General features: G+C 37.5%; 20 protein-coding genes. 18 read left to right on the top strand and 2 right to left on the bottom strand.

All coding sequences use genetic code 11. From position 1 onward, the window contains the following. Window positions 1-45 precede the first annotated feature (45 nt). From J8L97_RS03625 to J8L97_RS03545, 17 genes are all read left to right on the top strand, one after another. Entirely contained in the window at window positions 46-1,116 is a 1,071-nt protein-coding gene (locus J8L97_RS03625; RefSeq protein ID WP_211047889.1) for a DegT/DnrJ/EryC1/StrS aminotransferase family protein, read from the top strand. Window positions 1,117-1,119: 3 nt separating this feature from the next. Further along, window positions 1,120-2,355, top strand: a complete 1,236-nt coding sequence (locus tag J8L97_RS03620) for an oligosaccharide flippase family protein (protein ID WP_211047888.1) — start codon at window positions 1,120-1,122, stop codon at window positions 2,353-2,355. Between the two features lie 269 nt (window positions 2,356-2,624). Continuing rightward, a complete protein-coding gene (locus J8L97_RS03615) occupies window positions 2,625-3,773 on the top strand; it encodes an N-acetyl sugar amidotransferase (protein WP_211047887.1) in 1,149 nt (382 codons plus the stop codon). After that, a complete protein-coding gene (locus J8L97_RS03610) occupies window positions 3,757-5,103 on the top strand; it encodes a hypothetical protein (protein ID WP_211047886.1) in 1,347 nt (448 codons plus the stop codon). The genes J8L97_RS03615 and J8L97_RS03610 overlap by 17 nt, the downstream gene beginning before the upstream one ends. Further along, the gene (locus J8L97_RS03605) at window positions 5,100-6,233 is read left to right on the top strand and encodes a glycosyltransferase (protein ID WP_211047885.1); all 1,134 of its coding nucleotides are present in this window, start codon (window positions 5,100-5,102) and stop codon (window positions 6,231-6,233) included. Before J8L97_RS03610 ends, J8L97_RS03605 begins: the two co-directional genes overlap by 4 nt. Window positions 6,234-6,412: 179 nt before the next feature. Next, on the top strand, window positions 6,413-7,018 hold the full coding sequence (hisH, locus tag J8L97_RS03600) for an imidazole glycerol phosphate synthase subunit HisH (protein WP_211047884.1): 606 nt from the start codon (window positions 6,413-6,415) through the stop codon (window positions 7,016-7,018). Continuing rightward, complete coding sequence (locus J8L97_RS03595) at window positions 7,012-7,773, top strand: AglZ/HisF2 family acetamidino modification protein (protein ID WP_211047883.1); 762 nt, start codon at window positions 7,012-7,014, stop codon at window positions 7,771-7,773. The genes hisH and J8L97_RS03595 overlap by 7 nt, the downstream gene beginning before the upstream one ends. Window positions 7,774-7,775: 2 nt before the next feature. Further along, window positions 7,776-8,915: an N-acetyl sugar amidotransferase gene (locus tag J8L97_RS03590; RefSeq protein WP_211047882.1), complete on the top strand. Its 1,140-nt coding sequence runs from the start codon at window positions 7,776-7,778 to the stop codon at window positions 8,913-8,915. Next, on the top strand, window positions 8,908-10,002 hold the full coding sequence (locus J8L97_RS03585; protein ID WP_211047881.1) for a glycosyltransferase: 1,095 nt from the start codon (window positions 8,908-8,910) through the stop codon (window positions 10,000-10,002). The genes J8L97_RS03590 and J8L97_RS03585 overlap by 8 nt, the downstream gene beginning before the upstream one ends. An 11-nt stretch (window positions 10,003-10,013) precedes the next feature. Next, window positions 10,014-10,637, top strand: coding sequence for a PIG-L deacetylase family protein (locus J8L97_RS03580; RefSeq protein WP_211047880.1), 624 nt, complete (start codon window positions 10,014-10,016; stop codon window positions 10,635-10,637). 838 nt (window positions 10,638-11,475) lie between these two features. Then, window positions 11,476-12,336, top strand: a complete 861-nt coding sequence (locus J8L97_RS03575; RefSeq protein ID WP_211047879.1) for a UDP-3-O-(3-hydroxymyristoyl)glucosamine N-acyltransferase — start codon at window positions 11,476-11,478, stop codon at window positions 12,334-12,336. 52 nt (window positions 12,337-12,388) lie between these two features. Further along, complete coding sequence (locus J8L97_RS03570; protein WP_211047878.1) at window positions 12,389-13,234, top strand: 3-hydroxyacyl-CoA dehydrogenase family protein; 846 nt, start codon at window positions 12,389-12,391, stop codon at window positions 13,232-13,234. A 97-nt stretch (window positions 13,235-13,331) separates the two neighbouring features. Then, on the top strand, window positions 13,332-14,537 hold the full coding sequence (locus J8L97_RS03565; RefSeq protein ID WP_211047877.1) for a glycosyltransferase family 4 protein: 1,206 nt from the start codon (window positions 13,332-13,334) through the stop codon (window positions 14,535-14,537). A 487-nt stretch (window positions 14,538-15,024) separates the two neighbouring features. Beyond that, on the top strand, window positions 15,025-15,618 hold the full coding sequence (locus tag J8L97_RS03560; protein ID WP_211047876.1) for a sugar transferase: 594 nt from the start codon (window positions 15,025-15,027) through the stop codon (window positions 15,616-15,618). Between the two features lie 346 nt (window positions 15,619-15,964). After that, on the top strand, window positions 15,965-16,735 hold the full coding sequence (locus J8L97_RS03555; RefSeq protein ID WP_211047875.1) for a formyltransferase family protein: 771 nt from the start codon (window positions 15,965-15,967) through the stop codon (window positions 16,733-16,735). Further along, a complete protein-coding gene (locus J8L97_RS03550; RefSeq protein ID WP_211047874.1) occupies window positions 16,735-17,913 on the top strand; it encodes a DegT/DnrJ/EryC1/StrS aminotransferase family protein in 1,179 nt (392 codons plus the stop codon). Before J8L97_RS03555 ends, J8L97_RS03550 begins: the two co-directional genes overlap by 1 nt. A 118-nt stretch (window positions 17,914-18,031) precedes the next feature. Next, window positions 18,032-19,987 carry a nucleoside-diphosphate sugar epimerase/dehydratase gene (locus J8L97_RS03545; protein ID WP_211047873.1) on the top strand — a complete coding sequence of 652 codons (1,956 nt, stop codon included), beginning with the start codon at window positions 18,032-18,034 and terminating at the stop codon, window positions 19,985-19,987. Window positions 19,988-20,059: 72 nt separating this feature from the next. On the opposite strand, the gene J8L97_RS03540 is transcribed toward J8L97_RS03545, so the two are convergent. Then, window positions 20,060-22,189: a YjbH domain-containing protein gene (locus J8L97_RS03540; protein WP_247688514.1), complete on the bottom strand. Its 2,130-nt coding sequence runs from the start codon at window positions 22,187-22,189 to the stop codon at window positions 20,060-20,062. Between the two features lie 486 nt (window positions 22,190-22,675). Between J8L97_RS03540 and J8L97_RS03535 the strand changes: the two genes are divergently transcribed. Then, complete coding sequence (locus J8L97_RS03535; protein WP_211047872.1) at window positions 22,676-24,256, top strand: hypothetical protein; 1,581 nt, start codon at window positions 22,676-22,678, stop codon at window positions 24,254-24,256. Window positions 24,257-24,507: 251 nt separating this feature from the next. Here J8L97_RS03535 and J8L97_RS03530 read toward each other — a convergent pair whose 3' ends face one another. After that, a complete protein-coding gene (locus J8L97_RS03530; RefSeq protein ID WP_210995430.1) occupies window positions 24,508-25,185 on the bottom strand; it encodes a hypothetical protein in 678 nt (225 codons plus the stop codon). Between the last annotated feature and the right edge of the window lie 278 nt (window positions 25,186-25,463).

Below are 25,463 nucleotides of genomic sequence, written 5' to 3'. Positions count from 1 at the left end.
CTCTCGCCATTCTTTATCATCGTAACAGAAAAAGAATTAACTATTATGCATTTCATAGATTTACAAGCTCAATACAAGCGTTTAAAAACAAGAATAGACCAGCGTATACAAGATGTACTAACACACGGAAAATATATAATGGGTCCTGAAGTTCAGGAATTAGAGAAGAAGCTAGCCGAATATGTAGGTGTTAAGCATTGTATTACATGTGCTAATGGGACCGATGCGCTGACTTTATCTATGATGGTGCTAGATATTAAAGAAGGAGATGCTGTTTTCTGCCCTACTTTTACTTTTTTTGCAACTGCAGAAACGATAGCTTTTCAAAAAGCTACACCAATATTTGTAGACAGTGATATAGAAACGTTTAATATTTGCTCTGAACATTTAGAAAAACAGATTAAAAAAGTTATCGCCGAAGGCAAGTTAGTACCGAAAGCCATAATTGCGGTTGATTTATTTGGTCTACCTGCAAACTATCCTGAAATTGAGCGAATTGCACAAAAATACGAAATAAAATTGATTGAAGATGCCGCACAGGGTTTCGGTGGTGAAATTGATGGCAAACGAGCTGGTAGTTTCGGTGATATAGCGACGACAAGTTTTTTTCCTGCAAAACCTTTGGGGTGTTATGGTGATGGCGGCGCAGTGTTTACTAACAATGATGAATATGCAGAGTTATTAAAGTCATTTCGTGTTCACGGTAAAGGCCAAGACAAATATGATAATGTTCGTATTGGTATGAACTCTCGTTTAGATACGATCCAAGCTGCTATCTTACTAGAGAAGTTAGCTGAGTTTCAAACAGAGTTAAAATCTAGAAATGCTTCTGCAGCAAAATATTCAGCTCAGCTAGCTGATACGTATAAAACACCAAAAGTACCGGAAGGTTATGTTAGTTCTTGGGCACAATATACATTAGTCTCAGAGACTCGCGATGAAGAAATGGAGAAGTATAAAGCGCAGGGAATACCGACAATGATTTATTATGGAACCTGTATGCATCAACAGACGGCATTTAAATATCTAGGTTACTCGGATTCTGAGTTGCCGGTGGCTTCTAAACTAAGTAAACAAGTTTTTAGTTTGCCTATGCACCCATATATGAACTTATAAAAAATGAAGTTAAATAAGTTCGTAAAGCAAGTATCCACTCTGGCTGGTGGAACTGCTCTAGCTCAGTTGCTTGGCGTTGCTACTCTACCTATAATCACCCGGTTATATACTCCAGCTGAGCTAGGTGTATTTGCTTTGTTTGTTTCAGTTACCACTATTTTAGGCTTATTTTCATCGTTTAACTATGAAGAAGCTATAATGGCTGCTGATACAAATGAAAAGGCGGGGAAAATTGTTTGGTTATTAGCATTATTAATTTCTTGCACGGCTATTCCCCTCAGCGTATTGGTTTATTATTCCGTGGGTTTTCTCAATTTTGGAAGTACAAGTCTATTTTTCTTAGTTTTAAGCTCTATAGTTGCGATAAGTGTAAGTACATTCTACCGAAGTTTATATTATTTTAATAACAGAGGACAACACTATAAAAGTTTAACTAAGGGGCGGATTTATGGAGCATTTGTACTAGCGCTTACTACAATAGTTTATGGCTATTTTTATCAAGGAGTAGAAGGTTTAATTTTAGGAAGCATTTTGGGGCAGGTTACTAATGTATTCTATTTATTGGTTTATGGGCAATGGTCGTTTGCTAGGTATACCCGACCGGATCTTTCAATGTTAAGAGAGTTAATTAAGACGGAAATAAGGTTTCCGTTGTACTTATTACCCTCCGGGCTTCTTTCTAGGGTATCTAGCCAGCTACACTTTTTGATTATTAACCAATATTTTAATCCTGCATTGGTCGGAGCTATTAGCCTCCACAATAAAGTTATTGGAATGCCAATATCGGTACTTGGTACTTCGATTGGAGACGTGTTTAAAGCAAGAGCTAGACTCTTGTTGAAAGAGCAGGGAAACGCAAAAGATTTGTTTGTCAAAACAGTGGTTACTCTTTTTGCAATTTCTTTTCCAATTTCAGCGATCATGTTTTTTTATTCACCAGTATTGTTTGTTTTTGTGTTTGGAGAGCAATGGGCACTAGCTGGGAAAGTATCTCAGATATTAGCAATTAACTTTTTATTAGCTTTTGTAGTTAGCCCCGTATCAGCTTTGATATATTTAGAAAAGAATCAAAAATATGATTTTTATATTCAATCTTTTTTAATATTAATGTTAAGTGTAGGTATGACTTATTCAGTCTTTAATAATGATGCTTGGTTAGCGATCTACACCTACTCATTTTCTTACGCAGTTAAATATATATTTGAGTTGATAATTTGCTTTAAAATAGCAAAATCATAAGTCCAGTATTCAGTTAATTGGGGAAAGTGAACTTTCGTAAACAGCTTTATATTGTAATGAATTGCAATGCAACCAGTGAAGTTGATGAGCTGGATTGGTTCGAAAAGTAAAGTTTCGAACGTGTCGTTGTTTTTAGATACAAAAAAAGACTTGTTGGATGAATCTATTAATCGTAAAGAACCATTTTTTAAAAGAGCTGTAATTAAATCACATAGGATATTTAAAGCTCTTTTAATATCAGGTATTAAGAACTAGGAGTTATTTTCAAAATGAGTGAATTAAAAACCTGTGTAAATTGCATAATGGACACAACAGACCCAGATATTTCCTTTGATAATAATGGCGTATGTAGTCACTGCACAAATGCTACTCACTTGTTGGACAATCATTGGCATCCTGGTCCGGAAGGGTTAGAAAACTTAAAAAAACATGCACAGCAAATAAAACGAGTTAGCAAAGGTAAAGACTATGATTGTCTCATTGGTTTAAGTGGCGGTGTTGATAGCTCTTACTTACTTCATTTTTTAGTTAAGAAATTAAACTTAAGGCCACTTGCTCTGCATGTGGATTGTGGCTGGAACTCAGAGATTGCCGTTAGAAATATTGAAACATTAGTAAAACAACTTGATGTTGATCTCTATACCCATGTGGTTGATTGGAATATTATGAGGGACCTCCAATTAGCCTTCTTAAAATCTGGCGTTGCGAATCAGGACACGCCACAAGACCATGCGATATTTGCCACACTTAGTCACTATGCAAATAAAAACGGTATTAAATATATTGTATCTGGCAGTAACTTTTCTAGTGAATCTATTTTACCAAACTCATGGGGATATTGTGCTTCAGATCTGACTCAGATAAGGCATATTCACAAGCTATTTGGAAAAGAGAAGTTCAAAAGCTTTCCTACTATGAGTTTTTTTCAAAGAAAGATAAAGTGGCCTTATGTAAAACGAATTAAAAAGTTTGCACCACTGAATTACATGAATTTTGATAAATCAGCAGCTTTAGAGTTTTTGCAAGAAGAGTATGATTGGCGATATTATGGTGGAAAGCACCACGAATCTAACTGGACTAAATACTTTCAATCTTACTATTTACCGACGAAGTTTGGTTACGACAAAAGAAAGGCTCACTTATCCAGTTTAATTGCTTCTGGTCAATTAACTCGTGACGAAGCAATGAGAGAGATTCAAGAGAAGTTGTATGACGAAAAAGTCATTGAACATGACCGAATCTATATAGCTAAGAAGTTGGGTATATCGTTAGTCGAATTAACAAAGCTAGAAAACTTGCCTAATAAAACTTATCTAGATTATAAAAATGAAGAGAGTGTTCAAAAAGCTTTTTCTAACCTTAAAAATGTTATAATGATGAGGTGGTTTAAAGGGGCGGAAGATGCTGCAAATAAGTAGGCTTTTTTTTGCTTTCTTGCAAGCTTTTATGTTAATAACTTATCTGTTAGTTAATATAAAAAGTGGTGCAGAAGGAACAGGGCATATTTATTTGATGTGCGCGTTACTTTGCTTCATTATTTTATATCTATTAACCCAGCATATCTTTAGTTTAAGGTACGTAAAAAAATCTTTAGTGTTAATAGTTTTTTTTATTTTTTATTCTGGTTACAAAGTTCTATTCGATACTAGCGATATTTTCTTGCTTTCTCAACATTTACTCGGAAGTACTAACGGGGTCTTTTTTGCCTTCCTTGTTGGGTTTCTTCAGCTTTATTCATTTGCCGCAATTTATTTTACTGTAGTCGGAAATGGTAGGCTTTTTTCAAGCTTTATTTTCATAGTATTTATATTTTTTCTCTTTGTCTTAATCATGTCGAATGATATTTTGAATTTTAACATATCAAAAGTTAGGGAAGACCTTTTTTTAATAGAAGACAATAAAGGGATGTATCAAAGGCCTGGCTCAATGATATTAATGGTGTTTATTTCACTATCATCCTTTTTAGCCATAACTAATGCCCTAGTTTGTTATTATAACCGATTCAAGTTCGTATTTGCTATTATGGTTTTTATGTATGTAGGCATAGCTATTTTATTTATGGGGTTGTCTCAGATATTAGGAAGTAACTCTGGCTTTGTAACAGTGCTTGGTATTTTAGCAATGTTTTTAACATACTTAGTAATATGTCGATTAAATTATTCATATATTCTAAATATAAAAAAACTAGGGGTGGGCAAGGTAATATTTAGTCGAATTGGATACCATATATTGATCATGTTTACAATTGCAATGGCGCTTATTGGAGCAAGCTTGGTTTATTTACTAGGGCTATTTCAAATAAATATTGATAAGTTGAGAATCTTAAGTTTTGGGGGGGGAGAGGTGGCTTCTTTTGGCTCTAGGTTTGAAATATTAAGGGGTAACTTTGTTGAACACTGGGCATATCAGCCTATTTGGGGACATAGTCAAGTTGAGGTTTTTACGTCAGGGCCTGGCACTTATGTTCACAGTATAGTTTCCATATTAACCCATTTAGGTTTGATTGGTTTTGTTTTATTTTTGATATTAATGACTACTATTTATGCTGATATAAAGCGGACAAAACATGAATACCGGCCTGATAACCTCTTTACAGACAATCATTTCAGTTTATTTAGATTGTTCTCGGTTGGAACCTTATTGGTTTTTGCCAGTTTTTCAGCATTTTACACTTGGATGCCATTTTGGTACACATTGGGCTTGCTGGGGCAATCTTTGGTTATTTCAAAGTCTAAGGGGGGCACTTGAATAATCTACATATATCGTTAACAGAATTTAAAAACGAAAGTCGCTTGTTAAAGCAAGTAAATAGTATTAAGTCATTGAGTGGTATCGAGCACGTTTATATCGCGGCTTTACATACTGATGAATTGAAAGAAGAAGAGAGTTTATCTTCCGATATTAGTTTAAAGAGGATGAAGCTGAAATATAAAGCGAAAAAAAACAGTGTTTTTTGGCAGTCGATAAAATATGTTGAATTAACATACAAGATTTTGACAGAGTACAGATCTAAAAATATAAAAATAATTAATGTGCATTCTCTGGGTAGTTTGCCTATAGGGTATATTTTTAAAAAATTGTACAAGGCTAAGTTAGTATACGATGCTCATGAGCTAGAAACGGAAAAAAATGGTCTTTTTGGAGTGAGTAAGAGGTTATCAAAGATAGTTGAAAAAATACTGATAAAGAAAGTAGATCAAACTATCGTTGTAAGCGAGAATATAGCAAGTTGGTATGAATCTGAATATAAAATTCCTAGGCCTATAGTCGTATTTAATTCACCATTGCTAGCTGAAAATATAAGTAATAATAAAGTATTTCATAAGAAATTTGAATTAGAGAATGATGTCATTGTTTTTATTTATCAAGGGATGTTAACCAGTGGTAGGGGAATAGACCGTATAGTAGAAGTTTTTAGAAATAAATCAAAAAATAACTCTGTGGTAGTTTTTATGGGGTATGGGCCTAAGGAAAAAGAGATAAAAAAGCTAGCAACAGAGTGCGATAATATCTTTTTTCATGAAGCTGTTTCTCCTAAAGTGTTATTAGACTATACGGCCTCCGCGGACTTTGGGTTGTGTTTAGGAGAAAATGTATGCTTATCTTATGATTATTCTATGCCGAATAAGCTATTTGAATACATAATGGCTGGCGTACCTCCCTTTGTATCAAGTTTGAAAGATATGTCAGAATTTGTTACTGAAAATAAGATTGGGTATGTTATGGGGGAAGATACAGAATTTCTGTTTGAGAACGCGGATCTTAAACTTAGAGAGAAGTTATCAAAACGTTGCAGGGAGGTTTCAAAAGGTGCTTGTTGGGAAAACCAAGAAAAGAAAATGTTGGTTGCATATAGAGAGTTGTTAAACAAAAGATAAATTATGAAAATAATACTTGATTATGGAATGGGAAACTCTTCCTCAGAAGCGGTTAATTATGTATCGGGTGATGTTCGCAAGGGGAATATCTTCGAAATGCCTCGTAATTGCAGACGAGCTCAGGGTAAATCAAAAGAAGAGATTAATTCAATCTTGTAAACCTATTCTTGGATGGTGAAATGATAGTGATTATTGATATCGGCGTAGGAAATGTCGGTTCTATTGAGAATATGCTTAAAAAGGTTGGTGTAAGCTGTAGTGTATCTTCCCTGGTTGAGGATATCGAAGGAGCAACTGCACTTATTCTTCCTGGTGTTGGGGCTTTCGATCACGTAATGGGAGCATTACGTGGTTCAGGGTTGTTAGAAGTTATAGAACGCAGAGTTCTGGTCGAGCATACTCCTTTTTTAGGGATTTGTATTGGTATGCAACTATTGTTTGACTCGAGTGATGAGGGGCTTTGCTCTGGTCTGGGTTGGATACCTGGCGAGGTAAAGCGTTTTTCTGATACCAGTTTAAAGATTCCTCATATGGGTTGGAATATTGTAAATACTAAAAAGGATAACCCGTTGCTACCAAGTAGAACGGAAGAAATGAGGTTTTATTTTGTGCATTCTTATCATGTTGTATGTGACGATGAATATGCGATTGCCTCTGCAGTTTACGGTAAAGACTTTATATGCTCGGTTAGAAAGGGGAATATATTTGGTGTCCAGTTTCATCCTGAAAAAAGCCACCGATTTGGTATGCAGTTATTTAAAGATTTTGTGAGTGCTTTATGTTAAGTACAAGAGTTATACCTACCCTTCTCATTCGGGATGAGGGGTTAGTCAAAGGTGAGCGGTTCCGGAAGCACAAATACGTTGGGGATCCTATTAACGCTGTTAAAATCTTTAATGATAAAGAAGTTGATGAATTGATTTTTTTCGATATTGAAGCCACGAAATGTCGTAAGGAGCCAAATTATGAATTAATCAAAGATATTGCTTCTCAGGCCTTTATGCCACTTGGGTATGGAGGGGGGATCAATAGTGTAGAGCAGATTGAGAGAATTCTGAGTATCGGTATAGAGAAGGTCGTAATGAATACGGCGTTGATTGAAAACCCATCATTAATTACAAGTGCCAGTGAGAAATTCGGCTCGCAAAGTATAGTTGTTTCGATTGATGCTAAGCGCTCTATGTTTGGTTCATATAAAACTTATACGCATTCGGGAACTAAAGCGAATAAACTTACACCTATAGAATTAGCAAAGAAAGCACAGGCTTTAGGTGCTGGAGAATTAGTTATTACTTCGATCGACCGAGAGGGTACTAATTCGGGCTATGACCTGCACTTGGTCAAACAAGTTGCTGCCTCAGTTGACATCCCAGTGGTTGCGTCAGGCGGAAGTGGTAAGTTGGAAGATTTTCGGTTTGCTGCAGATTCTGGTGCTTCTGCTGTTGCCGCGGGCGATATGTTTACATTTCATGGCAAACATAAGGCCGTACTTATAACGTATCCTAATTATGATAATTTAAATAAACTATTTAAGGGATGAATATGTCTTCTTTCGAGTATAAAACTTGCACTCGTTGCGTGATGAATACGACTGACCCTGATATTAAATTTGACGCTTCAGGCGTATGCAATCATTGCCACAAGTTTGATTCCGAAAAATGCAATCGTTGGTTTCCTGATGGTGAAGAACAGTTACGCCAAAGGATTGAAGTGATCAAGAGGGATGGCAAGGGTAAAGAGTACGATTGTATTATCGGTCTTAGTGGTGGTATTGATAGTTCTTACCTGGCCGTCAAGATTAAGGAATACGACCTTAGGCCCTTAGTTGTGCATGTGGATGCTGGCTGGAATAGTGAATTGGCTGTGTCTAACATAGAAGCCGTTGTTAAGTATTGCAACTATGATTTACACACTCATGTCATGGACTGGAATGAGATTAAGGACCTTCAGGTTGCCTACCTAAAATCTGGCCTTGCCAATCAAGATGTGGTTCAAGATCATGCATTTTTTTCTTCGCTTTATCATTTCGCAGCTAAAAATGGTATCAAGCATTTCGTTAATGGTGGGAATTTTGCTACAGAGTCTGTTTTTCCGCCATCTTGGCACCATTCTGCAATGGATGCTATAAATTTGAGGGCTATTCATAACAAATTTGGCACGCGTAAATTAAAACATTTTAAGACAATTAGCTTCTTTCAATATTACCTATATTATCCTTATATTTATGGCGTAAAAACTTTACGTCCTCTAAATTATATGGAATACGATAAATCAAAGGCGGCCAAGTTTCTTGTCGAGAAAGTTGGCTATAAGGAATATGGTAAAAAGCATGGTGAGTCTGTATTTACACGCTTTTTTCAAGATTATTACCTTCCTAAAAAATTTAATATAGATAAAAGGTTGATGCACTATTCAAGCATGATACTGAGTGGTCAGATGTCTCGAGAGTTCGCTCTGGAAAAGCTAGAGGAGCCTTTGTACGACCCAATTGAGCTGCAAACTGACATTAATTATGTGGCTAAAAAGCTTGGTATATCAGTTGATGAACTCAATGCTTATATTGAAGCACCTACTGTTCACTATGACGAATATCCCAATTGGGATTCTAGATACTCTTTTTTGAAAAAGGTTCAGGTGCACTTAGAGAGTGCTCTGGGTAAAAAAGTGGGAAACTATGGCTAAAGTTGTTCATCTTACCAGTGTTCATGATAGGCACGATGTTCGTATTTATGATAAGCAATTAATGACAATATCAAAGTTTTACGAAACGAAACTAATTGTTGCAGATGGCTTGGGTTACAGCAACGGTGATATTGAAATAATTGACGTAGGAAAGCCCGCAAACCGCTTTCTACGTATTTTTTGTTCTACATGGCTAGTGTTCTTGTATGCTTTCAAAGAGCGTGCCTCTATTTACCAGTTCCATGATCCAGAGCTAATGGCGGTAGGTCTTCTCCTTAAGGGATTAGGATTTAAAGTAGTTTACGATATGCATGAGAATACTGATCTCCAGATATTGGAAAAATTATGGCTACCCGTTTGGATTAGGAGGCCTATGTCATATAGTTTTTCGTTGTTCGAAAAGGTGTGCTGCAGGTTCTATGATGCTATTTTGGTTCCGCAGTATAAAATGGTGGATAAATATTCTTTAGAGGGAAAAACAGTACCTATTTTAAATTTTCCAAAGACTAGAAGTTCAAGTTCACCAGAATTAAAGTCATCTAGATTCGAAATCATTTATTCAGGTTCTATGTCTGATGCTAGAGGGTTTCGTAATATGCTTTATACGATGGAACACTTGGTTCAGCTTGATGATAGGTATAATCTAAACCTTGCTGGCCGGCTGTCTTCCGAGCAAAGGTTGCAAATTGAGAACTCCATTGCTTGCGATAATATAAAAATACTAGGTTATTTGTCCAGAGATGCCTTATATAGGGTATATTCAGAATGTTCTATTGGCTTAATTCTATTTAATAACGTCGGTCAATACGGAATGGCCTATGCTTTGAAACTATTTGAGTATATGGAGAATAGTTTGACAATTATCTTGCCAGACTTTGGCGATTGGGTGGATTTTAATGAAGAAAATGAAGTAGGTATTTGTGTAGATACGACAAATACTGCCAAAATTGCCAGTGAGATTGTATCACTGGCTGATGACGTAATTGTAAATATAGGTAAGAAAAATAGGAGCTTATTGTTGGATAAATTTAACTGGGACTCCGAAGGAAATAAATTATTGGATCTGTATGGAGGGATGAATCGTTGAATAATAATATTATGAATGTTCTTGTGCTTGCGCCACATACAGACGATGGTGAGTTGGGTGCAGGGGGGTATATATCGAAACTAATATCTCAGGGGCACCGTGTTACATATGTAGCATTTTCAATAGCAGAAGATTCAGTTCCTGACGGGTTACCAAAGGATATCTTGGTGGGAGAAGTATCTAAAGCAACTGAGAGTCTTGGCATCCTAGCGGATGACCTTATCATTTTTAGGTATCCTGTCCGAAAACTCAATTATGCCAGGCAAGATATTTTAGAAGACATGATCCGTATTCGCCGAGAAAGAGATTTTGATTTGGTTTTAACTCCTTCCTTGAATGACATACATCAAGATCATGCTGTTATTGCACAGGAAAGTGTTCGAGCATTCAAGAATAAGAAAATGCTAGGGTATGAGTTAATATGGAATAATCTATCCTTTAACACAACGTTTTTCGTGAAGTTGTCTAAGCAAGATATCGAGAATAAATGTAAAGCATTGGAGTATTATACTTCTCAAGCGGGGCGACCATATGTCTCTAGGGATTTCGTGTACTCATTAGCTAAAACACGTGGCGTTCAAATTGGGACTAGTTATGCAGAATGTTATGAGGTTATACGATGGGTCATAAATTAGATAAAGCTATTCTACTTACATATAGCTCACAATTGTCAAGCCTGAAAAGAGGGGTATAGCTGCCAATCTATTTGATTCAAAGCTTGCTAATAGCCTTTCTCTAGCTGAGGAGATGGGGGAATAGAAGAAAATTGGTTAATTAACTTCTATGAAGAAATATTATAAACATGAAGTACTTAATAAGAGTTTCAAACGTGAGTGAGAAACCCAAAAATGTATTGGTCTTAGCCCCAAACACAGATGATGGTGAACTAGGAGCTGGCGCTACAATCGCAATGTTAATCAAAGTAGGCGCATAAGTTACTTAATGTAGCCTTTTTCGCCGCGGTAGAGTCGGTTGCAGAGGGCTTTCCAAAAAATATATTAAAAATAGAGGTTAAAGACGCAACAAAAAAATTAGGTATTCATGAGGGCAATTTACTTGTTTATGATTATTAAGTTAGAAAGTTAAAATACCGTAGGCAAGAAATTATTGAGGACTTAATTAAGCTTAGAAAAGATAATTCTTTTGACTCAGTACTAACCGCTTCGTTGCATGACATTCATCAAGACCATGCGACGATTTCAATGGAGTCTCTAAGAGCATTCAAGAATACAGCTATTTTAGGTTTTGAATTGATTTGGAATAATTTGCCCCTTGATACTAAGTGTTTTGTGAAATTAGAAAAGCGGCACTTTGAGCCAAAATGCAATGCCTTGAAACAATATAAATCTCAAGGAAAAAGAAATTACTTATCAGAAAACTTTATATTTTCATTAGGTACATCTAGAGGTATTCAGGCTGGGTGAGAATATGCAGGAGTGTTTTGAACTGATAAGGCTAATGATGTAGGAGCGTATGGTGTTTAAGTTAAAAAAAGAAGTGTCTATTGGTTGGTTATGTAAATCACTAGGTTTGACATTTAAAGGAGAAGAAGGATTATCATTAATCTACGTTTGTTCGAAAGATGAATTGCAAAACTCGGCACTAGCGTTTGATAAGTCGGATAGTCACATGCATACAAGCGGGATAATTTTAGCTAAAAGTGTAAGTGAAAGTTCAAATGTTATCGAATCAAAAGATCCAAGACTCGATTATATAAGAGCTTTAGAGCTATTAGATATGGAAATTGGGTTTGAACGCAATGAAAGCCCAGCCAAGATAGACCCTACCGCTTATATTGGCCCGAATGTGTTTATTGATACCGGTGTTGAAATAGGTGCAAATACAGTCATTGAACCTAATGTTGTAATCTTTAAAGGTACGAAAGTTGGTAAGAATTGCTTGATAAGAGCTAACGCTACGATTGGAGGCGACGGTTTTGGTTACGAAAGAGATAATACTGGTAAGCCAATTAAATTTGTTCATTTAGGTGGGGTTGAAATTGGAGACAACGTTGAAATAGGCGCTTGCGCATGTATCGCTAAGGGCACTCTTGGTAATACTATTATAGAAAATGATGCTAAAATCGATAATTTAGTTCATGTTGCACATAATTGCGTAATTAGGGAAGGGGCATTTGTGATCGCAACGTCTATTTTATGTGGTGGTGTCGAGGTAGGGAAAAATGCGTGGATTGCCCCTAATGCAACCGTAACTCAAAAAGCAAAAGTGGGCGAAGGCTCAATAGTTGGTTTGGGAGCTGTTGTCACCAAAGATGTTGAGAGTAATGCAATTGTTGCAGGTAATCCTGCAAAGCTTTTGAGAAGTACTAAGTAACCAGCAAAATACTTTATAATATCAAATTTCAAAAACTAAAAGAGAGTTTATAATGGATGTTTCAATAATTGGCTCAGGTACGATGGCAACCGGTATATGTCAGGTGCTAGCGACTAGTAATAGTGTATCTTCTATATTGGTGGTGACCAGAGAAAAAGATAAAGGCGTAAAACTTAAGTCTCAAGTAGAAAAGCAATTAAATAAGTTGGTTTCGAAAGGTAAGCTGGATGCGAATTTAGCTGAGAAGTCGAAAAACGCGATTAAACTCAGCACTCAATTATCCGATTGTAAATCTACAAATATAATAATTGAGGCTATCTCTGAAGACATGGAAAGTAAACAACTTCTTTTTAAAGAGTTATCTTCACACATACGAGAAGATGCTATAGTAGCAAGTAATACTTCCTCCCTTTCTATTACTGAGCTAGCAAGTGGAATGCCGACTCCCGAGAATGTAGTTGGCCTGCACTTCTTTAATCCTGCTCCTGTGATGGAGTTGATTGAAATTGTAACGGCACAACAAACTACATTAACGACGTTAGAAAAAATGACTTCTTTTGCTGAGTCATTGAATAAGGTGCCTGTTGTGGTAAATGAAGCTCCTGGTTTTGTTGTCAATAGGATGTTGATACCGATGATAAATGAAGCTATCAGTATCCTAGCTGAAGGTGTTGCTGAGGCCGAAGATATTGATAAAGCGATGATGTTAGGAGCCCGTCATCCAATGGGACCGCTAAAACTGGCAGATTTGATTGGTAATGATGTGAATTTATCAATTATGGATACATTATATAAAGAAACAGGGGATTCTAAGTATCGTGCTCATCCTTTGTTGCGGAAAATGGTTAGAGCAAACTTCCTAGGTAGAAAAACTAAAAAAGGTTTTTACGATTATTAGTTGAGTTATTGAATTCGGTTTTACGCAAACAGTAAATTAGTATCAGTAATTTGAAGTGAATGCGTTTAATCAAAGCTATCTTTTTATTGGAATTTAAATGAATATCTGGTATATCCACCCTTATGCTGGCAGTCCTAATTGGGGGATGTCTTTTAGGCCTTACTACCTCTCAAAAAATTTTTTAAGCTTTGGACATAATGTTACTGTGATTTCTTCACTAAATCATCACTTGTCATCCTTTCCTAAAGATAATGAGGGAATGTATGACGCAGAAGGTGTGCCGTATTATTTAGTTGATACAAAGAAATATTACGGTAATGGGGTTGGTCGAATCTTGAATATGCTTGGTTTTGGGAAGAATTTATTCAATAAGAAATTCAGGGAATTTAGCAAGCAAAATGTTCCAGATGTAATCATTGCGTCAACTGCACATCCGTTTCATTTTATAGCTGCTAATTATTATGCGAAGAAATTTAAGGCAAAGCTAATATTGGAAGTCCGAGATATATGGCCTTTGAGTTTGCAAGAGCTAGTCGGTATTTCAAAATTTCATCCTCTAAGTTTATTAATCAATGTATTTCAAAAGTTTGCATATCGAAAGTGTGATTTATGTGTTTCTTTATTGGAAAATTCAAAGGAATACCTCGAGTCTCAGGGGTTAAATGGGAGTAAGTTTAGATATATTCCAAATGGTATAGAAATAGAGAGTAACTTTAGCGATGAAGGCGCTCCCTATGACTTGACGAGACTAGAGCAAGAGCTAAAGAGGTTCGATTACATCATTGGTTACACCGGAGCTATAGGTATTCCAAATAACTTGGAACCTTTGATAGGAGCCGCAAAAATTTTAGAAGAAGACAATGTTGGTGTGCTAATAATAGGAGAGGGAACTGAGAAGTCTCGTCTTGTTGAGCGAGCGAAACTAGATTCAATCGATAATGTTGTGTTTCATAGTAAAATTCCTAAATCAGCTGTACAAACGGCTATTTCGCTTTGTGATGCAATGTTTATTAATGCTCAACCTAAATTTTTGTATGAGTTGGGAATATCTCCAAATAAGATATTCGATTACATGTTAATGAATAAGCCCGTATTTAGTGGGATTTACTCTCCTAATAATCCACTTCAAAAAGCGGGGTGTGAAGTATATTTCGAAGCAAATTCAGCTTTAGATTTGGCCACAAAAATCAAAAGAAATAAAGAGAGTGTTAACAGCTCGATAAAAGCAGATGTAAGGGGATTTGCAATAAAAAACCATTCTTACAATAAGCTTGCTGAGCAATACATGGATCTGTTTAAGTGATTGATTTTTATGAGGGTGGTGATGTTGTGAATGTCTTATTTGTTGATTTTTACCTGTATAACTCACTTTTTAAAAGTAGCTTTGATGTTATCGCTTTATCTAGAAGTGGCGAAAGTAATTAGCAAAATGATGTTTTATGTTATAAAGACTTTTTCTATAATGAACCTATGTCATTAAATCGTATTGTTGCATTTTTTGGGTCTGGTGCTGCTCATAGGGATTTTTCAAATGAAGAGAGATATAACTCTAACTAAAAGCCAACGAATAAAGTTTTGTAGAAAGTGATTGAGTTAAAGTTAAATAAGTCTATTTTTATTAGTTCTTTAGAAGAAGTATTAAGGCATTATACCTCTATGAGCTCTTCTGATAGAAATGTTATAGGTCGAAAGGAGACTAAGTTGATTTTGGATAACCGTATGCACGAGCTCCTAGCAGAGTAATATTTAGAAAAAGCGTAAACAAAACTGACCAATTAGTGAGGTATTCCTTGAAACGTATTTTTGACTTGTTTATTAGTATTATAGTTTTATTTGTTTTTTCACCGGTAATCGTAATTATAGCGCTAGTGGTGCGAATAAAGTTGGGAGCCCCTGTTCTTTTCACTCAAAAACGGCCTGGTTTAAATGGTTTGACCTTCAAAATGATGAAGTTTCGTACTATGTTAGATGCGACAGATAGTGCAGGTATTCAGCTTCCCGATGAGCAACGGGTGACGCCTTTTGGTAGCTTTCTGCGTTCTACAAGTTTAGATGAATTGCCGGGTTTGTTAAATGTTTTAAAAGGTGACATGAGCTTGGTTGGTCCTAGGCCATTACTTGTACAGTACTTGCCACTTTACAACGAAGAGCAGTTACGCCGCCACAATGTTCGTCCAGGGATAACTGGTTGGGCACAAGTCAATGGCCGTAATGCGATTAGTTGGGAAGATAAGTTTAAACTTGATGTATGGTATGTAGAGAACCAGAGTTTTTGGCTAGATATGAAAATTCTATTCTTGACTGTTAATAAAGTTGTTGCAAGGGATGGAATTACTGGTCATGGTGAAGTGACTACAAAGTTTTTTGAGGGTAATAATAAGTGAATTTGAAAGCCGAATTAGGGAAGTTATTATTTCATTTTGATAGAGGTAGAAAAACTTACTCCAGCTACCTTGAGAATGGTTCTACTTACTTATACGCAAAAATTTTGAAGCAGAATAATGAATGTATCCTTGATACACTATCAAAAGTGTATAGTTTTTGCCCGGGGGATATCCAGAAGGATATATTAAAGCTTACGTACCACATTGATGTTTGGTCATCAAGTTGGTGCTGTTTGGAAAAAAGGCTCAATCCAGATTCTGAAGATGAGTTTGTTTTTCAGAATACCGTTAGGTATCCAAAAAGCGCAGAAAATAATATTGTAAACTATTTCAAAGGGTTAGCTTGATGGGGAAAGTCAAAGTATTATTTATGGGACGAAAACCTATAGCAGGTAAATCTTTGAAATGGCTATTATCAAAGGAAAATGTTGAAGTTGTAGGTGTTGTAACCGATTCGCACTTGCCTAGGTCAATCTGTGCAGATATTGCTATTGAAAGTGGAATCCCTTTATTCAATTTTGATGAGGCGTTGTCACAAGTAAACTCAGGCGCTTTACAATTTGACCTTGGTTTGTCCATGTTATTTTGGAGAAAATTAAAAGAAAACCTCGTACATTTACCTAAATTTAAAACGGTGAATTTTCACCCAGCCCCCCTTCCAGAATATAAGGGAACTGCGGGGTATAACCTCGCTATTTTAGAAGGACTTGATGAGTGGGGTATGACAGCACATTATGTAGACGATGAGATTGATACAGGAGAAATCATTGAGATCAAAAGTTTTCCTATTTGTAAGGATACTGAAACGGCTCAATCATTGGAGAAAACTTCTCAAGGGCACCTGTTCACATTATTTGTTAGTGTTACTGAGAAAATTCTAAAAAATCAATGTATATTACCAACAATCCCTAATGTAGGTGGGAAGTATATTTCTAGATCAGAAATGGAATTAATGAAAGAAATAAAAGAAGGTGATGACGTAGCGAGAAAAGTTAGAGCCTTTTGGTTTCCCCCTTATGATGGTGCGTTTATTACCATCAACGGTATAAAGTTTACTTTAGTAGATAAATATATTCTGAGCAGCTTAGCTAGCTCGTCTGTTAGTAAGGTTTTCTAATGTTAAATACTCCTTTTTCTCATTGGCCAAGCTTCACACAAGAAGAGGCTGATGCGGTTAGCAATGTTGTATTGTCCAATAAAGTAAATTATTGGACAGGTACTGAATGCCGAAAATTCGAGAAAGAATTTGCGGCTTGGGCTGACACTGAATACGCTGTGGCTTTGGGTAATGGTACGCTTGCGCTTGATATTGCATTGAAAGCATTAGGAGTGGGTGATGGCGACGAAGTAATTACGACTCCTCGTACATTTTTGGCCTCGGCCAGCAGCATCGTAACTGCGGGGGCAGCTCCAGTGTTTGCTGATGTTGATTTAAATAGCCAAGCTATAACTGCTGAATCAATCAAGGCGGTTCTTACATCTAAAACTAAGGCTGTAATTGTAGTTCATTTAGCGGGTATGCCTGCAGAAATGGATGACATTATGGCTTTAAGCAAAGAGCATGGTTTTTATGTTATTGAAGACTGCGCGCAGGCACACGGTGCTAAATATAAAGGGCATTCAGTAGGTTCTATTGGCCACATTGGTGCTTGGAGCTTCTGTCAAGACAAAATAATGACCACAGGTGGTGAAGGTGGTATGGTGACCACTAACTCAAAAGAGTTGTGGTCAAAAATGTGGAGCTATAAAGATCATGGCAAGAGTTTTGATGCTATTTATAATCGTGAGCATCCTCCTGGCTTTAGATGGTTACATGAAAGCTTTGGTACTAACTGGCGAATGACTGAAATGCAGGCTGCAATTGGTCGAATTCAGCTAACCAAAATGGATGATTGGACTGAAAAACGACAAGCTTTTGGCTCTGAGCTTGATGAGACCGCAAGTGCTTTTGATTGTATTCGCTTAGTGGAGGTACCTGATTATATAGAGCATGCAGAGTATAAGCATTACATGTTCGTTAAACCTGAGCTATTAGCCGAAGGCTGGAATCGTGACCGTATAGTTAATGAAATAGTTGAACGAGGTGTGCCGTGTTTTCAAGGTAGTTGTTCAGAAGTCTATTTAGAAAAAGCTTTTGATAACACGCCATGGCGGCCTTTAGCGCGTTTAAAGAATGCTGTAACGCTTGGTGAATCATCATTAATGTTTTTAGTTCACCCCACTTTACTCGAATCAGAAATGCAAAAAGCTTGCAATGTTATTCGGGAAGTTTTCGAACTTGCGCGTACTCGCTAAATTATGAATATACTTTTACAGATATGCCTTATATTTTTTCATACATCAAAGCCGCAATAGTATATGCGTTAATAATGCCTAGCTAGGTTTAGGTGTAAAAATTTAAATAGGAAACTTCATGGAACGTTTGTTTCGCTCGTTATTAGATTTATCTCGCTCGCATAAACGAGTTGTTACACTACTAATAGACTCAATATTTGTATTTTTGGCATTTTGGTTTGCGTTATTTGTACGGCTTGATAGCTTGTATTCGTTTTTTGAATTCGGAAATTGGATAATCCTTGGGATTGTGCTTCCTGTAAGTTTAGCAGTATTTATTAAATTAGGGTTATACCGAGCTGTTTTACGTTATGTGGGAGCAAACGCAGTCGGGGCCGTATTACTCGGGACATTAATAAGCACTGTAACTATGGTCTTTAGTGCCTTTTTTATGCAGATTGGTATCCCAAGAACAATGCCTTTGATATATGCGATATTGTTGATTATGTCTATTGGTGGTTCTCGAATTATGGTGCGGACATTGATCGGGCGGTTAATTGCAGTGGGTAAAATACCTGTCGTTATTTATGGTGCAGGAGATGCGGGTAGGCAATTAGCAATCGCGTTGGTGACAGGCCCTGATTACTATGTAACGGCATATATCGATGATGATAAAACGAAGCACAATTCGATTATTCAAGGTGTACCTGTTTTTAGCTTTAATGCAATTTTTAATTTGATTGATCAAAAGAAAGTTGAAAAGGTATTGTTAGCTATGCCTAGTTCGAGTAGAGCAAAGCGAAAAGAGATTTTGCTAAAGCTTGAAAAGCTACCTGTTGAGGTGATGACGGTTCCTGGTATGGCTGACGTAATTGAAGGGAAAGCAGATATTAATGAAATTAAATCGGTTGAAATTGAAGATTTATTAGGTCGAGATTCGGTAGCTCCGAAAGCTGAACTGTTATCCGCAAATATAGCTGGGAAAGTGGTTATGGTAACCGGTGCTGGAGGCTCGATTGGTTCTGAATTGTGTAGGCAAATAATCAATTTAAAGCCAGCAAAATTGATCTTATTCGAAATATCCGAGTTTGCTTTGTACAATATTGAGAAAGAACTTTCTGAGTCTAATAATAAAAATAAGCTTGGTGTTGAGTTGATCCCGCTTATGGGATCGGTACAAAGAGTGAATCGTGTTGAAACGTGTATGAAATCATTTAGTGTGCAAACCGTATATCATGCAGCTGCTTATAAACATGTCCCACTAGTTGAGCAAAACGTTGTGGAAGGAGTTAGGAATAATGTTTTTGGTACCTATTATGCAGCTAAAGCAGCAGTGAATGCAGGGGTTGATACATTTGTTCTAATTTCGACCGATAAAGCCGTTAGGCCTACCAATGTTATGGGAGCGACTAAACGAATGGCTGAGCTTGTGTTGCAAGGTTTAGCACAAGATTCAGCTAAGCATAAAACACGCTTTTGTATGGTGCGCTTTGGCAATGTATTGGGCTCTTCAGGTTCGGTTGTTCCTTTATTTAGGCGTCAAATACAAGAGGGGGGACCTATTACTTTAACGCACCCTGAGATTACCCGTTTTTTCATGACGATCCCAGAAGCTGCGCAATTAGTGATCCAAGCAGGCGCGATGGGGCGTGGCGGAGATGTATTTGTGTTAGATATGGGAGAGTCTGTAAAAATAAAGGATTTGGCAACTAAAATGGTGCATTTATCAGGCTTGGAAGTACAGTCAGACACTAACCCTCATGGCGATATTGAGATTAAATGTACAGGTTTAAGACCCGGTGAAAAGCTTTATGAAGAATTGTTAATTGGAGACAACGTAGAGCTAACAGATCATGAAAGGATCATGACCGCTAAAGAAGTGATGCTGCCGATAGCTGAGTTAACGGTATTTCTAGATGCAATGGACATTGCGTGTCATAACTTTGATCATGAAACAATACGTCAATTATTGTTAGATGCACCTACAGGGTTTAATCCAACAGATGGAATAGGTGATCTCGTTTGGAATAATCGTGGAATCGTAAACTTACAGAAGAGTGGATTTGGCGATACCAAAGTTGTGAAGTTTAAATAATAAGTATCTCTGATACTGTATGATCTTAAAAAGCTGCTAGAGAAAGGCTAGCAGCTTTTCTTTACACAAACATTACTTGTTAAACGTTTTGTACGCTTCTTTTAATCGAGGTAAATGATGCTGAATGTAGCTTTCAGACAAACGACTCTGATTAAATAGCTCGGTTTCAATTGATGTATCATCAAACGGCAATTGACCCAAACCAAATGCGACGTTGTTATGTGATTCACCCACACGCGTTTGTATTCGCTCTCTCCAGTTACTCTTACCTTTAAGAACACCGTACGGGGTTGTATAGTCTTTACGAGGGGTTAAAGGAACTGTTAAGCCTACGCCGACAAAGCGACCAGTGGTATCTAGGTAGTAAATGTCTAAAGAGGTGTCACCAAACCAAAATTTACTGGTGAGTTTATAGCCGCTGTCTTTGTTGAAAAATTTACCAACGCTTGCAGATAAGCTGATGTCATATTCAGATAAGTTGTATTGGTAACTGGTATTGTAAACTGTTTTGTCACCATCATAGTCTTGATAGTCAAAATAGCCTAATTGCGCACTAACTTGATGTCGGCCATCTTCGCTCATCCACATACTTTGATGTTTAAAACCTAAATAGTCTGTAAAGTCATAGTAGTAGCCAATTTGTGTTTGATTGTAGATATTGAACGACAGCTGCCAATTTTGTTTGTAGGTTAAACTGGTAAGGCCATCTTTATGCCTAAATCGCGCAAAAGACTTGTTATCTTTGAAATCATCGGAAGTGGCAACACCTTGTGTGCCTGTAGCGACGAAAGAACCGCCTTGCCAAACTGGCACCTCTAGTTGCGCTTTTAAAGCGAGGGAATAATCAAGTACGCCAAGCTCAGTAGCAACGCCTTTAACAATATCAGGGCTTAATGTGAGACGTGGTTTGTAATACGGGCTATTAGTCGAGCCAAAGTTAACCCAAGTTAACCCACCATGTTGTATATTTACACGGTTGGTGATCGCCAAGTTAGGTGCACTACCAGATTGTATAAAATCTCTATATTCATCTAATTGACCTGATATTTGGATTTGCGGCACTTCAAGTTTTTGTAGCACCAAATTGAAGTCCATACCTGGGTAGTTAAAGTGCGCTTGTAAGCGACCTAATATTAAGCCAATAGCATCCAGTTCATTTTGGTTGAAGACATGGTTTTCAATAATGATGTGTACACTTGATAGGCTATAACCAACATGGATGTTTTCGAACCCATCAGCTAGTAATGCTGCTTTAAAGGCCATGGCTGTTTGTTCTAACTCTGAATCTGTGCCATTGTGTGTCACTACTTTTGATTTTAGTAGTGAGGGCTTACCTTTGCTAACTGTGTTTTCAGCTTGTAGAGAGCGCTGACTTGTGAGTGCAGCGGCATTTACTTTTGGGTTGTTTGAGTCAGAAGTGATGATCACCATTTGCGGTGCTGGTTTCACAGGGCTATAACTTTTAAGCTCAGGCTTATTTAGTTGGTATTTGAAGTTTACGCCGAAATACACATCATCTTGACTTTGTTTGTGATCGGAGTAATTCGCGGCTAAACTTATAGCGAGGTTGTTGCTTAACCATGTGCTAGGTATATGTAATTTAACCCCTGAGCTTGCGGCTTCACCATCATGTTCGGCTGTAATACTTAGCCAATCAGTCGGATGCCACTGTACACCTGCAAATGCCCCGTCTAATCGATTTGTTAAATTATCAGTTGAGCCTGCACCCAAAGTTAAATCGAAATCACCTAAACGTTTTGTGGCTACTGCATAGTAAGCTTTATAGTTGTTTGCCGCGCCGCCAATATCTTGTGCACCAATGGCAAGTGAAAACCAGTTATTAGGAATGAATGGAAGCTGGTACTTGGCATTGAATGATAAATCACGAATTTGTTCTTCACCTCTTGCACTTTCATGAAATAGGTTATCGTGAATACTCACACTGGCAATTTTACCACCGACCTCTAGACCCTTAAACACACCCGCGTTAATAGTAAAATTATGTCCATCAACGATATCTTGCCTAAATTCGAGTTGGTTATTATATTGTGTATGTAAACTGCCAAAATCAGCAGTATAGGCATTAGGAATGTTAATTAATCCAGTGTAGCCATAAAAAGATTGATTATCCGTTATTGCAGCCATCGCTGGTGAGCTTGCAATAAGGCAAGACCATATCATAGTGTTGGTTTTTTTGCGCATGAGTCAACCGTATTGTTGTATTATTCCGTGTCGCAACAACTCAAAAAAGAGTTTATATGCGTTAAAATACGATTGTATCGAGGTTAATTAAAAATACCAATGGATTACGGCTAAGATATGTAAATTAAGAAGGAAAATTAAAAGTATTAGCTGAAATTTATGATTTATGACAAATGTTTATCATATTAATGTTGTAAAGTACGATCTAGTGTTACACATCGCCATTATTCTGTTGGAACTTTGAGCTTCATATGCTACATTTGTAACGCTATAAGTTAAAATCAGTTGCTTGTCTAAGCTTTAGGTATAACTTAATTTTGGCAGAAATTCAGGGAGTGAAAAAAGTCCCTGTTTAACTTTATTAAATTTTAATGTCTAAATTGCCATTAACTGCTGCTATGCATATAGTAGTAGTTGAATTTAATGTATTGTTAACAGCGCACTTAAAAGTAGTTGTTAATTTTGAAAGGAACACAAGGATCAACCATGTTTGCTAATAAAAAATCACTTCTCGCTCTATCTGTTGCTTCTGCACTAACCCTTACTGGTTGTTTTAGTGACGACGATAACAATGTGGTTGTAGAACCACCAGTAACACCTACAGACCCAGTTGTTGTAGCGCCAACGACACCAGATGCGCTGTCACTTGTAGTGAATGGTAGTGTTGTAGATACAGTTAACACGAATGTTATTACAACGGCAAAAATTTCATTTTTAGAAAACGGCGCAGCTACTGAAAATTTAGTTGATGCAAATGGAGCTGTTCTTGCGGCAAGCATTGACACGACCGATGGCGCATTTGTATTCACAAATAAAGAAGGTGCAACGTTAACGTCAGTGACTGCGACGGTATCAGCTGAAGGGTATATTTCTAAAAGTTTTATTATGGACCTAACGGGTGCATCAGGTGTAGTACCTGTGCAACTGGCTTTAACATCAGCAGATGATCCTGCTGTTGTAGCAGACACAGTTTCAGAAACAGTTGCTGGTGGAACGACTGATAAAGAAATTAAAGCAACAGTTGAAAAAGGCAAAGCAGGTGCGGAAGTAAAAATTCCAGCAGATACTGTACTGCGAGATGCAGCTGGTAATGCCATAACAGGTACCCAAGTTTCTTTAAATGTTAGCTCGGCAGATACGAGTTCTAATGTTGCGGGTGCAATCATCCCTGAGGGCTTAAACGCAGGTAGCACGACAACGGTAGCGCAGCCAGTCGGTGTTGCAAACGTTGTAATGACAGATGACCAAGGCAACAAAATTAAGAGCTTTAGTCAAGATATTGAAATCACGGTTGCGATTCCTGCATCGACAGTGTTAAGCACTGGTGAAACGGTTAAGACTGGCGATAAGTTAAAACTGGCTTCACATAATGAAGACACGGGTAAGTGGACTAACGAAACGAACGAAGTTACAGTTGGTGCGCAAACAGGTGATACATTTGCTGGTAGCTTCATGACTGACCACTTAACATTCTTTGCTGCTAATGATGTAGCAGCAATTTGTGCTAACACAATTACTCTTACAACCACTGGTGATGATGTGCCAGCATCTGGCTTATTTGCGGTTATTCAATCACCTAAGCGCTCTGAAACAGTACGTATTACTGGTAACTCAACCGCGCTGAGCTTAAGCGGTGTTGCTGCAACAGAAAATGCAACTGTCACAGTACGAGATGGCAATGGTAACCAATGGGGTACTACAACAGGTAACATCTGTGGTACTACCGAGGTTGCATTATCAAACCCAGTTACATTTGTGGCAGAGTCATTTGCTGTAACGGCAACGTGTGCAAACGATACTAACGTTAGTGCACCACTTGGTGGCGCGGTAGTGTCTTATGCTTTAGCTAATAAAGCACCAGCGGTTGCGTTAGAAACAACAGCGGGAACTTACGCTCTTCCAAATATTGTTGAAGGTACTACTGCTACTTATACAGTAAATGTTATTCCTCGTGGTGTAGTAGTGGCTGATGGTGCGACTACGTCATTCACAATAACGCCAGACGGTACAGATGAGACTGGTGATGTACGTGTAACGTGTGAAACATCAACAACAGGTGCTAACTAATTTAATTAGTTAATACCTTAGTTAAAAAAGCCGCTTTTTAGCGGCTTTTTTGCGCGTGTTTATTTGTATACGTTTAGTGATATGAGCATAGTGATACGCACTTACTTATACGTGTTTTTATCGTTATCTGGCTGCGTTGCCATATGACAGGGAAAAGGGGTCCTGTTTTTTGTGTGGGCCTGTAAGCCACAAAAGGTAATACGGTGTCACTGAGAGAGAGGTTTGGAAAGAGGTTGCCTTTTTATGGCATATCAGTGGTGTCGGGCTAAAAATCGCTGCCAATGTACGTTGTTATTAATCACCCGAATAGGGGCGACGACTTGCTTTAAGATAGCGAATGGCGGTGGCGCTGTTAACACCTCATCTTTTAACCCCAATAAATAATAAAAAGCCGATTTATTGGCTCTTTGTAGCGCTGCAATCCGTATCTGTTGTTCAAAGTTGAGTCTTAAGCTGCTGATTGCGGTTTTTTGGCCTTGTTGATCAATGGAAGGCAAGTCACACTTTTGTAAATAGCCTAACCGTTCACCTTCACCAGAAAACCATATTCTGACCTTTTCACTATAACGGCCCGACTTACTGGGTAAGTCATACAGTAACCGAGCGTGTTGTTCATCAGTTACATGTTTGATGTAATCTTCAAGGCCAGCTTGCCACAAGGCGGTATGAATGGGAATGAGTCGGTGGCGAATTTTCCCGTGTGTGGTAAAGCTAAAGCAATGTACGCCGTCTTTTTTAATGATATCAGATAGGTTAAGACTGCCAATCTCATCGCTATAAGCACCTGTATAGTAAGCAATTAATGGTAACCAAAAGTGCCAGTGTTTAGGTTGTTCGCGTTTCTGCCTTTCATCAGCGTAAATATAACCATTAAAAAGCGTGTGTAGTTCCATAGCTGAAAATGCTCGGCGGCCTAAATGCGACTTCATGTAAACTATTTACCTACTTAATACCTAAGTCGCTAGTTTATATTGTATTTGTACGCTGGAAAAGAGGCTTGGCAAATATGCAGGCAACTTTACATGGCAATTGGCCGCTTAGTTAACCAGCCTTTACTTACATGTGCTGATAATACCAGCCGAACCAAGTTACTTGGCGTAACTAATACCGAGGTGTGAATACATGCAGTTTTAAGGGGGATAGTGTATACTGCCGCTCCTAATTTATGCGCTGTTATGATTGGCTTATGGTATGTTTGCCTCGTAAT

The sequence above is a fragment of the Pseudoalteromonas sp. MMG012 genome, assembly GCF_018100875.1.
Lineage (GTDB): Bacteria > Pseudomonadota > Gammaproteobacteria > Enterobacterales > Alteromonadaceae > Pseudoalteromonas > Pseudoalteromonas aurantia.
This window is presented reverse-complemented; position numbering and strand designations above follow the sequence as displayed.